Annotated in this window: 10 protein-coding genes; 9 read left to right on the top strand and 1 reads right to left on the bottom strand. The window is 70.9% G+C overall.

Annotated features, from left to right (window positions below):
• The first annotated feature begins 1 nt into the window (after position 1).
• Genes HAV40_RS06005 through HAV40_RS05995 form a run of 3 tightly spaced genes read left to right on the top strand, consistent with a single transcriptional unit; the run spans position 2 to position 4,061 of the window.
• Positions 2-2,461: a hypothetical protein gene (locus tag HAV40_RS06005; RefSeq protein ID WP_166379733.1), complete on the top strand. Its 2,460-nt coding sequence runs from the start codon at positions 2-4 to the stop codon at positions 2,459-2,461.
• Positions 2,458-3,117 carry a hypothetical protein gene (locus HAV40_RS06000; protein WP_166379732.1) on the top strand — a complete coding sequence of 220 codons (660 nt, stop codon included), beginning with the start codon at positions 2,458-2,460 and terminating at the stop codon, positions 3,115-3,117. Before HAV40_RS06005 ends, HAV40_RS06000 begins: the two co-directional genes overlap by 4 nt.
• Positions 3,114-4,061, top strand: a complete 948-nt coding sequence (locus tag HAV40_RS05995; RefSeq protein ID WP_166379731.1) for a hypothetical protein — start codon at positions 3,114-3,116, stop codon at positions 4,059-4,061. Before HAV40_RS06000 ends, HAV40_RS05995 begins: the two co-directional genes overlap by 4 nt.
• Before the next feature lie 27 nt (positions 4,062-4,088).
• Here the strand turns inward: HAV40_RS05995 and HAV40_RS05990 are convergent, their stop codons facing one another.
• On the bottom strand, positions 4,089-5,603 hold the full coding sequence (locus HAV40_RS05990; RefSeq protein WP_166379730.1) for an FAD-binding oxidoreductase: 1,515 nt from the start codon (positions 5,601-5,603) through the stop codon (positions 4,089-4,091).
• Positions 5,604-6,264: 661 nt separating this feature from the next.
• On the opposite strand from HAV40_RS05990, the gene kdpF reads away from it, so the two are divergent.
• The 6 genes from kdpF to HAV40_RS05960 all read left to right on the top strand — a co-directional run bounded on the left by kdpF (position 6,265) and on the right by HAV40_RS05960 (position 14,637).
• The gene (gene kdpF, locus HAV40_RS39160) at positions 6,265-6,351 is read left to right on the top strand and encodes a K(+)-transporting ATPase subunit F (protein WP_166380104.1); all 87 of its coding nucleotides are present in this window, start codon (positions 6,265-6,267) and stop codon (positions 6,349-6,351) included.
• A gap of 23 nt (positions 6,352-6,374) precedes the next feature.
• Entirely contained in the window at positions 6,375-8,045 is a 1,671-nt protein-coding gene (kdpA, locus tag HAV40_RS05980; RefSeq protein WP_166379729.1) for a potassium-transporting ATPase subunit KdpA, read from the top strand.
• Between the two features lie 31 nt (positions 8,046-8,076).
• The gene (gene kdpB / locus HAV40_RS05975; RefSeq protein WP_166379728.1) at positions 8,077-10,230 is read left to right on the top strand and encodes a potassium-transporting ATPase subunit KdpB; all 2,154 of its coding nucleotides are present in this window, start codon (positions 8,077-8,079) and stop codon (positions 10,228-10,230) included.
• On the top strand, positions 10,230-11,111 hold the full coding sequence (locus tag HAV40_RS05970) for a potassium-transporting ATPase subunit C (protein WP_166379727.1): 882 nt from the start codon (positions 10,230-10,232) through the stop codon (positions 11,109-11,111). The genes kdpB and HAV40_RS05970 overlap by 1 nt, the downstream gene beginning before the upstream one ends.
• Before the next feature lie 168 nt (positions 11,112-11,279).
• Positions 11,280-11,987: a response regulator gene (locus HAV40_RS05965; protein ID WP_166379726.1), complete on the top strand. Its 708-nt coding sequence runs from the start codon at positions 11,280-11,282 to the stop codon at positions 11,985-11,987.
• Positions 11,988-11,994: 7 nt separating this feature from the next.
• Positions 11,995-14,637, top strand: a complete 2,643-nt coding sequence (locus HAV40_RS05960) for a sensor histidine kinase (protein WP_166379725.1) — start codon at positions 11,995-11,997, stop codon at positions 14,635-14,637.
• Positions 14,638-14,785 lie beyond the last annotated feature (148 nt).

The following is a 14,785-nucleotide window of genomic DNA, read 5'->3' as shown; positions in this document are numbered from 1 at the left end:
CATGACACAGCGTGTGACATTCGGCGTGCCGGTGGAGGCACTGCAGGGGGCGCCCGGTTCCGGGGACCGCTTCGTGTATTCCTACCGCTACGCCGCCCTGAGCAACACCGGCAGCAACGGCCGCCCCGTCCTGACCCGCGCGCAGTGGGTGTACCTGGCCAAGGCGGCCGGCCTCACCGGCGAGGCCACCGCCGAATGGGCCGAGTGGCACGGCGGCTCCGGCAAGACGATCTCCGCCTCGGCCTCGGTGCCCCAGCGCGCGGAGGGCGCGGTGGGTGAGGCGACCATGCGGATGCGCCTCGCGCACGGCGTGCCCGGCGTCGACCCGGAGGAGGCGGCCGCGCCGCCCAGTTCGCTGCTCAGACTGGCGAACCTGCTGCGCAGGGGCACCGCGCCGATCATCGTCGGTCCGGGCGGGGGCACCGGCGGCGACCCGGGCGGCGGCAACCCGGGTGGCGGCGGCACGGGCGGCGGGAGCACCGGCGGTGGGACCGGCGGGCACCCCAGCACGCACATGCCGCCCAAGGGCGACGGGACCATCACCGGCACGGTGCTGGACCGTACGCCGGAGCAGGTGCTGCTGGACCTGGCCCGGTCGGAGATCGGCCTGCTGTTCCTGGACCGCACCCGGCTGCGCCCGGCGGGGTTCGTGGTCGGCGAGCACCTGCACACCATGGGCCTGGCCCCCGCCGAGGAGGTGGTGCTGGAGCAGCGCTCGTTCGTGCAGCGCGACGTGTTCTCGGAGTCGAGCAGCGAGACCGAGGGCAACAAGGAGAGCGAGACGTCGTCGTCGTCGACCATCGACCACGCCGAAGTGATCGCGGGTTCGCTGACGACGACCCGGACCGACGGCTTCAACGCGGGCGGCACGGTCGGTTTCGAGTACGGCATCAAGGCGCAGGTCAACGGCGGGGTGTCGGACACGACCACAGAGGCCGACAACGACACCCGGACCGACTCGGTCAAGGAGGTCGCCGCCCGGACCAGCAAGAACGTGGCGAAGCTGCGTGACGTGCACAAGACCGTGTTCCGGGTGTCGGAGTCGGACCGGTTCGAGCGGGCGGCCCGCCGCACGATCCGCAACCCCAACCAGTTCACCCCGATCGACCTGCACTTCTACAAGGTGCTCCAGCGGATCCGGTTCTCCCACGAGCGGTTCGGGGTCCGGTTGTGCTGGACGCCGTTCGTCCGGGACCCGGCCGGGGACTTCTACGCCGCCGAGACCGCGATGCGGGAGCAGATGCTCAAGGCGGCGCGGGACTCGATCCCCGCCGCGGTGCTGCCGGCGCAGCCGAACGTCGGCGAGGTGCCCGGCGCGCGGCTGGTCGGGCTCGATCCGCCGCTGAGCGAGCTGACCCAGTGGGGCGGCTGGCCGGGCAGCGACATGAGCGCCGACTACACCCTGCCGATCAACGTGCCGCGCGGCATGAAGTGGGACGGCGACATCGCGACGCTGCAGGGCAGCCTGCGTTCGACGCTGACCGGTGCGCCGCGCGGATTCGGCGTGCACACCGTCGGCGACCCCTGGGAGGTGATGAACTCGGCGGGCGACCGCACCATCTTCCAGATCATCCACTGTGGTGCGGGCTGGCGGCTCACCGGTTCGTCGCAGATCTGGGTGTCGCTGTCGGCCCGGGTCATCCCGGACGCCACGTCGCTCGGCCAGGCCCAGGCCGAGGCGGCGGCGGCGTGGGAGGCCCAGTGCGCCACCCTGATCGCGCAGCGGGCCGGGAAGGTCGCCATCGCCGAGTCGGTCGCGCTGGCCGAGTTCGAGGCCTGGCGGATCGCGCACCGGGCGAGCCTGAACCCGGCGCAGGAACTGATGCGCCGCTTCATCAACGCCATGTTCCCCGCCGACGCCCGCGACGAGATCGCCGAGCTGGACGTATGGGAGCAGGTCTTCGACTGGGAGCTGGCCGCGGCCCGCACCTACTCGGGCACCTGGAGCGGCGACGGCAGCCTGCGCGACCCGGCCCGCCCGGCCGGGGACTTCGTCAACGCGTCCTGGGCGCGGCTGTTCCTGCCGGTGCGCACCGGCTACGAGGAGATCGCGCTGCGCTGGATCTTCCTGCGCTCGCAGCAGGCGACCGGCCCGTCGGGCATCGAGGACCTGGTCGGCAAGGTGCTCAAGGAGCTGACCGACTGGCGCAACACCAACCTCGGCGGCCCGAACGAGGTCGTGCTGACGCCGGGCAACCCGTGCCCGGAGGTGGTGCAGCAGCACGTCTGCCTGGGCACCTGGTCGGAGGACCTGCCGACCGACGGCGTACACACCGAGGTGACGCTCGCCGGGACCACCGCGGCGGACCCGTTCACCGAGGCCGTGGCACAGGGCGCGGCCGACCGTACGGCCGCCTCGTCGGCGGTGCTGCTGGCGCAGGGCAAGGTCGGTGAGGCCGTCGCCTCCAGTGGCCTGACGTCGGTGGACGTGGCGGTGCACCTGACCGAGCCGCGGCCGTGACAGGCCTGTCCGGACAGCTCAGCGCCGCCGACCAGGCGGCGCTGAGCACGGGCCTGATCCAGGCGGTGAAGGCCCAGGTGCCGTCCACGGCAGGGGGCGACGGGGCGGCGTACCTGCGGATGGTCACCGCTCCCACGTATCCGATCCCGGCCACGGCCGGGTTCGTGGACGGCTTCGCCGACGGTTTCCTGGAGGGCTGCACCGAGTGGAAACGTGACCTGGAGGCACTGTTCAGGCTGGTCGGCGTCGGAGTCACGGTGAGCCTGGCCGAGTTCTTCGTCCGGCCGATCGTCGAGGACGACCCGCAGGGCCTGTCGCCGAAGGTCAAGGCCGAGCTGGAGCAGCTGCGCGCGATGCAGCGCATGGGCTCGGTGTTCCGCTGGCTGGACCAGGTCGGGCCGATCGAGGCGGCGAAGGCGCTGCGGGACCTGATCCCCGACGCCGAGGACATCGCCACCATGATCGGCCGGGCCAGCCTGGAGTGGTGGTCGGAGCAGGTGCGCACCGCACCGGACGCCGTCGCGTCCGGCCGCCACCTGGGCCGCCTGATCGGCCGGATCGCGCTGGAGCTGATCCGGGCGTTCTGCGAGCCGGACAGCTTCGCCCTCGGCGAGGCGCTGGAAGTGTCCTACGAGGAGACGGAGGCGACGCCGTGAGCAAGGTCGTGGCACTGATCCGGCTCGGGCACGGCACGAAGTTCGCCAAGAAGGCGAAGTGGCTCAGCCTGCAGATCTTCGGCAAGGAGGTGGCCCGGTACGAGATCCGGGCCGCCCCGAAGGCGATCGCCGCCGCGGCGTTGCGCGACTTCGAGCGCGCCGCGCTGCTGATCGAGGGCGCGGTCGTGGCCGAGGCGCTCAAACTCTACGAGCGTTTCCTGTCCCGTTTCCCGTCCATCCTCACCGGCGTGGAGAAGGCCGACTTCGCCGACATCGTGTCCCTGGCGATGAACCGGGGTGAGATGAGTTCGCAGTCGCTGCGCGGCCTGATCGTGGAGCGGCTGGCCCGCTCGATGCCGGACCTGGACGACCTGAAGAAGGCCATGGACAAGGTGCGGCTGCGGGCCTCGGAGGGGATGGCGAAGAAGTGGGGCAAGGTGCAGCTGGTCAGCGCGGTCGTCGACGGGCAGGGCAAGCAGCTCGGCGACCTCATGCTGATCTCGGTGCACCCCGACGGCCGGGTCTGGGTGATGGCCGTCTTCGAATCGAAGTCGATCTCGAACATCGACGATCTGACCCGGCTCAAGGACCTTCCGGTCGGCCAGCACCTGTGGGACTACGTACGGGCCAAGGCGCACGGCCTGACGATCGACGGGCGGCACTTCGCGCCGGACAAGATGCTGCTGGAACCGGTCCCGGTCGGGGCCCGCACCGGCGGGTCGGCGGTCGTCGGGACGAAGGACGCCACCCAGCGGCTGTCGGAGATGAAGGGCTACTTCACCCAGTTCATCGGGTTCGCGCCCAAGGAGATGTCGACCAACCAGGCGATGCGTATCTCCAAGCAGGGCATCCAGCTCGAACTGTGGCGCTGGCCGTTCGACCTGAACGAGTACGACAAGTTCCAGCAGGCGCTGATCGACAGGCTGAAGGCGAAGCTGAAGTAGGGCTCGTGCGCCTGCCCGGCCGTACGGTCAGGGCAGGCGCACGGACTGCGCGTGGCGGAACGTGTCCGTCGGATCCCACCGGGCTTTCACCTGCTGCAATCGAGCGTAGTTAAGGCCGAAGTACAGCTCCGTCCACGGAGTGCCGGAGGTGTTCCAGCCCGGGTCGGACAGGTCGACGTCGGGATAGTTGACGTAGCAGCCGTCGAGCTGATCATCGGCCACCGGCACGCCGCCCCGGTCGGCGAACACGGCGCGGTAGGCCTGCCGGATCCAGGCCAGGTGCCGGTCGTCGTCGGCCGGGTCGGTCCAGTACACCTGCCACTGGGCTTTGAGCACGCTGTCCCGGTGCGGGTACGCCGTCGCCTCCGCGGCGACCTCGTTGATCGCCCCGCCGAACGAGTCGAGCTGCAGCACCGCGTCGGTGTGGGGATGGTCCAGCGACGCCCAGATCGCGGCCCGCTGCCGCGCGGTGAACCCGCGCCGCAGGAACGCCGACTTGTACTTGGCCCGCCGCTCCAGGTCACTGCCTGCGGCGAGCTGGTTGGCCCACAGCCAGCGCAGCTTGCGCGGCGCGGTCGCGTCGGGCGGCGCGGCCACCTTGCCGCTGTCCTGCGTCATCGGCCCGGCCGCGCCGACCCCCGCCCCGATCTCGGCGACGAAGGCGCGCAGCAGTCCCTCGGTGTCGGGCGCGGTCGCGTCCATCGTGGTGCGCAGGCTGATCCCGTCGGCGGCCCGGGCCTGCACGAGCAGGGCGGCGGCGAGTCCCGCGTACGGGTCCGCCGCGGTGGCGTGCCGTTCGTGCCAGTCGCCGAAGTTGGTCAGCAGGCGGTCGAAGCCGTCCCGGTCGAGGCTCGCCCAGGGCCAGGTCACGGCGTGTAGCCAGACCTCGGCCGGGGGAGTGGGCAGCGCGGTCGCCGGGTCGGGGCCGCCGCCGGGGGAGCGCAGCCAGAAGCGGGTGACCACGCCGAAGGTGCCGCCCCCGCCGCCGGTGTGCGCCCACCACAGGTCGTGGTGCGGGTCGGCCGGGTCGCGGGTCGCCACCACCGCCCTGACCTGCCCGTCTTCGCCGACGACGACCACCTCGACCGCGTACAGGTGGTCGACGGTCAGGCCGTGTCGCCGCGACAGCACGCCGTACCCGCCGCCGGTGAAGTGCCCGCCGACGCCCACGCTGTGGCAGGAGCCGCCGGGGATGGTGACACCCCAGTTCTTGAACAGCGCCTTGTACACGGCCCCCAGGCCGGCCCCGGCCCCGACGGCGTACGCCTGCCGCGTCTCGTCCCAGCCGACCGCGTCCAGCCCCGACATGTCGATCAGGACGTCGACCTCGGGATCGGCGACGAACCCCTCGTAGCAGTGGCCGCCGCCGCGCACCGCGAGCCGCCGTCCGTCGCGCACCGCCTCGGCCACGGCGGCGACGACCTGCTCCGTGCCGGTCACCCGGTGCACCCGGTTCGGTTCCCCGACGAAACGCCGGTTGATCCCGCGCACCACCGTGGCGTACGCGGGGTCGTCAGGTCCCAGGATCAGCGCATCCGGCATGGCGGCCAGCCTACTCGAAACAAACCTAAGTATAACTCCTTCCCCTTGTCTCCGTTCGCGGCGAAATCCACACGCGTCGGTGCACACCCCGCCCTGCCCGCCCCGCTCCTGTGCGAAGGAAGGGCACCTTCCCATCGCTACGTGTCGAGGAAGGTGCGTTTCCTGACGGGCCCGGCGTCGGCTGCGGCGATGATCGCTGTTTCGTGTCAAAAGGTGAGGTCCAACAGCAGGTTCTGACCACAAACGGCGATCATCGCGGCGAGGCGCCCAGTCGGCGGTTAGGAAGGGCACCTTCATCTACGCCTGGGCGTGGTGAAGGTGCCCTTCCTTCGAGCCGAGCCGAGCCGAACGGAGCCGAGCCGAACGGAGCCGAGCCGAGCTAGGCGGTGCGGAGCGGTGCGGGTCACACGGTTGTCAGGGGCGCGTCAAGAAAGCGGGGCCGGTCGTAGTGATGGCGTCAAGAAGCCGCTCGTGAGCTGTTTTCGGGGTTTGGATTGGGCCGTTCCGCTTCCGGCCGCACGGCGGAAGCCGACAATACGGTCAAACACCCGAATACAACACACTGATAAAGGAGGCAGACGGTGGCTGACCTGGCTTACGTGCTGCTCACGGTGGGTCTGTTCGCAGTCCTCGCCCTCGTCGTACGAGGAGTCGAGCGACTGTGACCGCCAACCTGATCGGCTTGGTGATCGCCTGCGTGCTGGCGGTCTTCCTGGTCTTCGCCCTGCTGTTCCCCGAGAAGTTCTGACGATCGAAGAGAGCTGTCCTCAGATGAGCACGACAACCGCGGGAGTGCTGTTCATCCTCTCGCTCCTCGCCGCGCTGGCGGTCGCGTACCGCTACCTCGGTGACTACATGTTCCGCGTGGTCGCCGCGGACCGGCACGGCCGCGTCGAGCGGGGCGTCTACAAGGTGCTGGGCGTCGACCCCCACGCTGAGCAGTCCTGGGGCGTGTACGCCCGCAGCGTCCTGGCGTTCTCGCTGATCTCGCTGCTGTTCCTGTACGCCTTCCTGCGCCTGCAGGACCTGGTGTTCAAGGTCCCGGACTTCGCGACCTCGATCGACGAGCGGGTCTTCCCGCATCTTGCCTGGAATACGGCCGTCAGCTTCGTGGCCAACACCAACTGGCAGGCCTACTCCGGTGAGTCGACGATGACCCACTTCGTGCAGATGGCCGGTCTGGCGGTGCAGAACTTCGTCTCCGCGGCGGTGGGCATCGCGGTGGCGGTGGCACTCGTGCGGGGTTTCGCCCGGCGCAAGAGTGAGCAGCTGGGCAACTTCTGGGTCGACCTGACCCGGATCACGCTGCGCATCCTGCTGCCGATCGCGGTGATCGGAGCGATTCTGCTGATCATCGGCGGGGTGGTGCAGAACCTGGGTGACGGCACCATGCTGACCACGCTGACCGGTGCGCAACAGCACGTCACCGGCGGGCCGGTGGCCTCCCAAGAAGTGATCAAGGAACTGGGCACCAACGGCGGTGGCTTCTACAACGTCAACTCCGCGCACCCGTTCGAGAACCCGACCACGTGGACGAACTGGCTGGAGATCTTCCTGATCTTCTGCATTCCGTTCGCACTGCCGCGCGTGTTCGGCCGGATGGTCGGCGACAACCGGCAGGGCTACGCGATCCTGGCCGTCATGGCGATCCTGGCCATCGGCAGCATCGCCCTGACCAACGTGTTCGAGCTCGGCGGTGCGGGCACGGTCCCGCAGGCCGTGGGCGCCGCGATGGAGGGTAAGGAGATCCGCTTCGGCGTATCCGACTCGGCGACCTTCGCCGCGGCCACGACGCTCACCTCCACGGGTGCGGTGAACTCGTTCCACGACTCGTACACCGCGCTCGGCGGCATGATGCCGATCATCAACATGATGCTCGGCGAGGTCGCGCCCGGCGGGGTCGGCGCGGGCCTGTACGGCATGCTGATCATCGCGGTGATCACCGTGTTCGTCGCCGGTCTCATGGTCGGCCGCACCCCGGAGTACCTGGGCAAGAAGATCGGCGCTCGCGAGATCAAGTTCGCGTCGATGTACTTCCTGACCACCCCGGCGCTGGTGCTGATCGGCGTCGCCGCGGCGATGGCCACGGGCAACTGGAAGACGCAGCTCAACGTGGGCCCGCACGGCTTCTCCGAGGTCGTGTACGCGTTCACGTCGGCGGCCAACAACAACGGCTCGGCCTTCGCGGGCATCACGGTCAACACGCCGTGGTGGGACACCGCGCTCGGCCTGGCCATGCTGCTCGGGCGCTTCCTGCCGATCATCTTCGTGCTCGGCCTGGCCGGTTCGCTGGCCCGGCAGAAGCCGGTCCCGGCGTCGACGGGAACGCTGCCCACGCACCGGCCGCTGTTCATCGGCATGGTCGTCGGCGTCGTCGTGGTCCTGATCGCCCTGACCTTCCTGCCCGCACTGGCGCTCGGCCCGCTGGCCGAGGGCCTGTGAGCCCGGCCGCAGCAATAGACAAGGAACTGAAATGACTGTCACAACAGTGGCAACCCCCGCGGCGCGGTCGCGGAAGGTCGGCGGTGGGCTGCTCGACCCGCGGCAGCTGTGGAAGTCGCTGCCCGACGCCCTGCGCAAGCTCAACCCGGCGACACTGTGGCGCAACCCGGTCATGCTGATCGTCGAGGTCGGCGCGGTGTTCACCACCCTGCTGGCGATCACGCAGCCGTCCTGGTTCTCCTGGGCGATCACCGTCTGGCTGTGGCTGACCGTGGTCTTCGCCAACCTGGCCGAGGCCGTGGCCGAGGGCCGGGGCAAGGCACAGGCGGCGACACTGCGTACCGCCAAGAAGGACACCATGGCCCGCCGCCTGACCGGCTGGTCCGAGGGCGCGACCGCCGCGCAGTACCGCGAGGAGCCGGTGGCGGCGTCGGCGCTGTCCCAGGGCGACCTGGTGGTCGTCGAGGCGGGCCAGGTGATCCCCGGCGACGGCGACGTCGTCGAGGGCATCGCCAGCGTCGACGAGTCGGCGATCACCGGCGAGTCGGCCCCGGTCATCCGCGAGTCCGGCGGCGACCGCAGCGCGGTGACCGGCGGCACGAAGGTGCTGTCCGACCGGATCGTCGTGAAGATCACCCAGAAGCCGGGGGAGAGCTTCATCGACCGGATGATCGCCCTGGTCGAGGGTGCCAACCGGCAGAAGACGCCCAACGAGATCGCGCTCAACATCCTGCTGGCCGCGCTGACGATCATCTTCCTGCTGGCCGTGGTCACCCTGCAGCCGATGGCGATCTACGCCAAGAACTGGCAGGGCGCGGCCCCCGACACGGCGTCGTTCGGGCCGGACGGCATCAGCGGCATCGTGCTCGTCTCGCTGCTGGTCTGCCTCATCCCGACCACCATCGGGGCGCTGCTGTCCGCGATCGGCATCGCCGGCATGGACCGCCTCGTGCAGCGCAACGTGCTCGCGATGAGCGGCCGGGCCGTCGAGGCGGCCGGTGACGTCAACACGCTGCTGCTGGACAAGACCGGCACGATCACCCTGGGCAACCGCCAGGCGTGGCGGTTCCTGCCCGCCGAAGGCGTGTCCGAGCAGGCGCTCGCCGACGCGGCGCAGCTGTCCAGCCTCGCCGACGAGACCCCCGAGGGCCGCTCGATCGTGGTGCTCGCCAAGGAGCAGTACGGACTGCGCGCCCGCGAGGAGGGCGTCATGCCGCACGCGGTGTTCATCCCGTTCACCGCCCAGACCCGGATGTCCGGGGTCGACCTGACCGAGGGCGGCGGCACGCGGCAGGTCCGCAAGGGCGCGTCGTCGGCGGTCATGAAGTGGGTGCGCGACAACGGCGGGCACCCGTCCGACGACGTCGGCCCGGCCGTGGACGCCATCTCCGGGCAGGGCGGCACGCCGCTGGTGGTGGCCGAGCTGGTCCCCGGCCAGGCGGCCCGCGCGCTCGGCGTCATCCACCTCAAGGACGTCGTCAAGTCCGGTATGCGGGAGCGCTTCGACGAGATGCGCCGGATGGGCATCCGCACCGTGATGATCACGGGTGACAACCCGCTGACCGCCAAGGCGATCGCCGACGAGGCCGGGGTCGACGACTTCCTGGCCGAGGCGACGCCGGAGGACAAGCTCGCCCTGATCCGCAAGGAGCAGGAGGGCGGCCGCCTGGTCGCGATGACCGGCGACGGCACCAACGACGCCCCGGCCCTGGCCCAGGCCGACGTCGGCGTGGCCATGAACACCGGCACGTCGGCCGCCAAGGAGGCCGGCAACATGGTCGACCTCGACAGCGACCCGACCAAGCTGATCGAGATCGTCGAGATCGGCAAGCAGTTGCTGATCACCCGGGGCGCGCTGACCACGTTCTCCATCGCCAACGACATCGCGAAGTACTTCGCGATCATCCCGGCGATGTTCGCGGTGGTGTACCCGAGCCTGGACAAGCTGAACATCATGCGGCTGTCCAGCCCGGAGTCGGCGATCCTGGCCGCGGTCGTCTTCAACGCGCTGATCATCATCGCGCTGATCCCGCTGTCGCTGCGCGGCGTGCGCTACACGCCGTCCAGCGCGAGCAAGCTGCTGACCCGCAACCTGTGGATCTACGGCCTCGGCGGCATCATCGCGCCCTTCATCGGCATCAAACTCATCGACATGATCATCTCGCTCATTCCAGGGATCTCGTGATGCGCACTCCTCGTTGGATCTCCCAGCACCTCGCCGCCGTACGCGCGCTGGTCCTGTTCACCGTGCTGCTGGGCCTGATCTACCCGCTGGTCATCACCGGCGTGGCCCAGCTCCCCGGCCTTCGTGACCAGGCGAACGGCTCGCTGGTCGAGGTGGACGGCAAGCCCGTGGGCAGCGCGCTGCTCGGCCAGTCGTTCACCGACGCCGACGGCAACCCGGTGCCGAAGTACTTCCAGAGCCGCCCGTCGGCCTCCGGCTACGACCCCGACGCCACCGCCGCCTCCAACCTCGGCCCGGAGAGCATCGAGGACACCCTCGGCGACCCCGCCCTGGACCCCGCCTCCGAAGAGGGCGACGGCAGCAGCCAGGCCCTGCTCACGCAGGTCTGCGCGCGCAGCAAGGCCGTCGGCGAGCTGGAAGGCGTCTCCGGGGCCCGCCCGTACTGCACCGCCGACGGCGTCGGCGCGGTCCTGCGGGTCTTCTACACCGACGGACTGTCCGGCAGGGTCACCCGCGCCGTCAGCGTCAACCAGGCCTGCCCGGCCACCCCGTTCATCACCTCCTACCAGGGCGTGAACGTCGAATGCGGCAGGTTCGGCGAGGACTACGGCAAGGGCGTGCTGGTCCCGATTCGCGGCAGCGCCCCCGAACGGTCGGCCGTGCCCGCCGACGCGGTCACCGCCAGCGGCAGCTCCCTCGACCCGCACATCAGCGTCGACTACGCGCAGCTCCAGGCTGCCCGCGTCGCGAAGGCCCGCAGCCTGACCACCGAGAAGGTCAACGCCCTGATCGCCGAGCACACCACCGGCCGCGCCCTCGGCTTCATGGGCGAACCGGCCGTCAACGTCCTCGCCCTGAACCTGGCGCTGGACCGCCTGTAGGCAAAGGAAGGGCACCTTCCCATCGCCGTACGTTGTGGAAGGTGCCCTTCCTTTGCCTCGCCCGGCACGAGGATCGAGGGAGATCATGGACGGTACGCTGATCCGGGAGGCGCCCCCCGGTGGCCCGAGCACGACGCCGCCGCTCGTGGCGGGGGAGGAGACCGGGGCATGACGAAGATCCTGATCGTGGACGACGAGCCGCAGATCCTGCGCGCGCTGCGCATCAACCTCAAGGCCCGCGGCTACGACATCGAACTCGCCGCCGACGGCGCGGGAGCGCTGCGGGTCGCGGGCGCGACGCACCCCGACGTGGTCGTGCTCGACCTGGGGCTGCCCGACATGGACGGCGTCGAGGTGATCCGGGGCCTGCGCGGCTGGTCGGCCGCGCCGATCATCGTGCTGTCGGGGCGTACCGGCAGCGAGGACAAGGTGCACGCGCTCGACGCGGGCGCCGACGACTACGTCACCAAGCCGTTCGGGGTCGAGGAGCTGCTGGCCCGGATCCGGGCGGTGACCCGCAGGCACGCGGCCGCGCCCGAAGCGCAGAGCACGGTACGCGTCGGCCGGTACACCGTGGACGTCGGCAACCACCAGGTGCGCCCGGTCAGCGGCGACGGCGACGTGCGGCTGACCCCCACCGAGTGGCACCTGCTCAGCGCGCTGGTGCGCAACCCCGGCAAGCTGGTCAGCCAGCGGCAGCTGCTGCAGGAGATCTGGGGACCGCAGTACGCCACCGAGACCAACTACCTGCGCCAGTACATGGCCCAGCTGCGGCGCAAACTCGAAGACGACGCGGCCCACCCCCGGCAGCTGCTCACCGAGCCGGGCATGGGCTACCGGTTCGTCCCCCACGACGCACCGGCCCACGGAGGATGATCCGCTGATGGCACGGGGACAGCTGCGCATCTACCTGGGCGCCGCGCCGGGCGTCGGCAAGACCTACGCCGTACTGGAGGAGGCACAGCGCCGCCACGGCCGGGGCACCGACATCGTCATCGGCTTCGTCGAGACCCACGGCCGCCAGCACACCGCCGACATGCTCGACGGCCTCGAAACCGTGCCCCGCCGCACGATCGACTACCGGGGCACCACGTTCACCGAGATGGACGTCGACGCCGTACTGGCCCGCGCTCCGCAGGTCGCCGTCGTCGACGAGCTGGCGCACACCAACGTGCCCGGCAGCCGCAACGCCAAGCGCTGGCAGGACGTCCAGGAACTGCTCGACGCGGGCATCACGGTGCTGTCGACGGTCAACATCCAGCACCTGGAGTCGCTCAACGACGTCGTCGAGCAGATCACCGGCATCGTGCAGCGCGAGACCGTACCCGACCAGGTCGTCCGCCAGGCCGACCAGGTCGAGCTGGTCGACATGACCCCCGAGGCGCTGCGGCGGCGCATGGCGCACGGCAACGTCTACCACTCCGACAAGATCGACGCCGCGCTCGGCAACTACTTCCGGATCGGCAACCTCACCGCGCTGCGTGAACTGGCCCTGCTCTGGCTGGCCGACAAGGTCGACGAGCAGCTCGACCGCTACCGCGCCGACCACGGCATCGCCAAGCAGTGGGAGACCCGCGAGCGGGTCGTCGTCGCGGTCACCGGCGGCCCGGAGGGCGAGACCCTGATCCGCCGGGCCGCCCGGATCGCCGGCCGCAGCAAGGGAGCCGAACTGCTGGCCCTGCACGTAGCCCGCTCCGACGGGCTCGCCGGAGCCGACCCCGCACTGCTGGCCAAGCAGCGGATGCTGGTGGAGAGCCTCGGCGGCACCTACCACCAGGTCGCGGGAGCCGACGTGCCGCAGGCGCTGCTCGACTTCGCCCGCGGCGCCAACGCCACGCAACTCGTGCTCGGCGCGAGCCGCCGCGGTCGGCTGGCGCAGATCCTGTCGCCCGGCGTCGGGGTGACCACCACGGCCCTGTCCGGCGCGATCGACGTACACCTGGTCCCGCACGAACGGATCGGACGCGGACAGCGGCCGCTGCTCGGCGGCGGCGCCTCGGCCCTGTCCCCGGCGCGCCGGCTGAGCGGCTTCGCACTCGCCGTGCTCGGCCTGCCGCTGCTGACGGTCGTGCTGCAGACCCTGGGCGCGGAACTGTCGCTGGCCAGCGACATCCTGCTGTTCCTGGCCATGGTCGTCGTAGTGGCTCTGGTCGGCGGGCTGTGGCCCGCGCTGCTGGCCGCGGTCGCGGGTTCGGTGCTGCTGAACTACTTCTTCACCCCACCGCTGCGCAACTTCACCATCGCCGAGCGCGAGAACGTGCTCGCGCTGGCCGTGTTCATCCTGGTCGGCGTCGCGGTCAGCGCGGTGGTGGACCTGGCCGCCCGGCGTACCCGCGAGGCCGCCCGCGCCTCGGCCGACGCGAGCACCCTGGCCACCGTCGCGGGCAGCGTGCTGCGCGGCACGAGCCCGTTGCAGGCGCTGCTGGAGAACCTGCGGGAGACGTTCCAGCTCGACTCGGTCACGGTGCTGGAACGCCGGGGCGACGACCCACCCGGCCCCGACTGCCAGGGCGACCCCGGCGCGTGGCTGGTCGCCGCGACCGTCGGCGGCCAGCCCTGCTTCAGCCCGTCGCAGGGCGACACCGTGGTGGCCGTGGACGACCAGGTCACGCTGGTACTGCGCGGTCCCGCCCCGGCGGCCGCCGACCGGCGCGTCATCGAGGCGTTCGCGGCCCAGGCCGCGCTCGCGCTGCGCCAGCAGCGGCTGACCGTGGAAGCCGCGCGGGCCAAGCCGCTGGCCGAGGCCGACCGCATGCGTACGGCGCTGCTCGCCGCCGTCAGCCACGATCTGCGTACGCCGCTGGCCTCGGCCGCCGCCGCGGTGGAGGGCCTGCGCAGCGAGGACGTGGCGTTCAGCGACGAGGACCGGCGTGAGCTGCTGGCCACCGCCGCCGAGTCGCTGGACCGGCTGTCCCGGCTGGTCGCGAACCTGCTGGACATGAGCCGCCTGCAGGCGGGGGCATTGGGCGTCGCCGCGGTCGACATGTGGCTGGACGAGGCGGTGCCGACGGCGCTCGACGAGCTCGGCGCGCCCGGCCGCGAGGTCCGGGTGCGCATCCCGGACGACCTGTCGGCGGTACGCGCCGATCCGGGCCTGCTCCAGCGGGTGCTGGTCAACGTCGTCAGCAACGCGCTGCGGTTCAGCCCGCCGGACCGCCCGCCGCTGGTCACCGCGAGCGAGCACGGCGACGTGGTCGAACTGCGCGTCGTCGACCACGGACCGGGTATCCCGGAAGAGCAGCGCGACCAGGTGTTCCTGCCGTTCCAGCGGCTCGGCGACCGCGACAACGACACCGGCGTCGGGCTGGGGCTGGCCCTGTCCCGCGGCCTGGTCGAGGCGATGGGCGGCACCCTGCTACCCGAGACGACACCCGGCGGCGGCCTGACCATGGTGCTCAACCTCCCCGCCGTGCCGCCACCGGCGGGCCTGACCGCGGCAGAGGCGGCAGCCGCCGACCGAGCCTTCACCGAAGGGCTCCACCGTCCTGACCCGGCTCCGCAAACCGACGGCGAGGTCCCCGAATAGCCCTGACGCGACGCGAGCCGAACGCCCGCCGCCCGCAAACCGGGCGCGTCCGCCGGTTTGACCTTGCGCGGCGGGCGAAGATCGCTGTTTCGGGTCGGAAGCTGCGGTCAGAACCCAGGTTCTGACCCGAAACAGCGATCTCGAACCG

The sequence above is a fragment of the Catellatospora methionotrophica genome (assembly GCF_011297335.1).
GTDB lineage: Bacteria > Actinomycetota > Actinomycetes > Mycobacteriales > Micromonosporaceae > Catellatospora > Catellatospora methionotrophica.
The sequence above is the reverse complement of the archived record's forward strand: the minus strand, read 5'-3'. Positions and strand labels throughout refer to the sequence as shown.

Coding starts and splice junctions, on each gene's coding strand:
- kdpB (WP_166379728.1), top strand. CDS start 8,077: ATGACTGTCACAACAGTGGCAACCCCCGCGGCGCGGTCGCGGAAGGTC.
- HAV40_RS06005 (WP_166379733.1), top strand. CDS start 2: ATGACACAGCGTGTGACATTCGGCGTGCCGGTGGAGGCACTGCAGGGG.
- HAV40_RS05970 (WP_166379727.1), top strand. CDS start 10,230: ATGCGCACTCCTCGTTGGATCTCCCAGCACCTCGCCGCCGTACGCGCG.
- HAV40_RS05960 (WP_166379725.1), top strand. CDS start 11,995: ATGGCACGGGGACAGCTGCGCATCTACCTGGGCGCCGCGCCGGGCGTC.
- kdpA (WP_166379729.1), top strand. CDS start 6,375: ATGAGCACGACAACCGCGGGAGTGCTGTTCATCCTCTCGCTCCTCGCC.
- HAV40_RS05990 (WP_166379730.1), bottom strand. CDS start 5,603: ATGCCGGATGCGCTGATCCTGGGACCTGACGACCCCGCGTACGCCACG.
- HAV40_RS05965 (WP_166379726.1), top strand. CDS start 11,280: ATGACGAAGATCCTGATCGTGGACGACGAGCCGCAGATCCTGCGCGCG.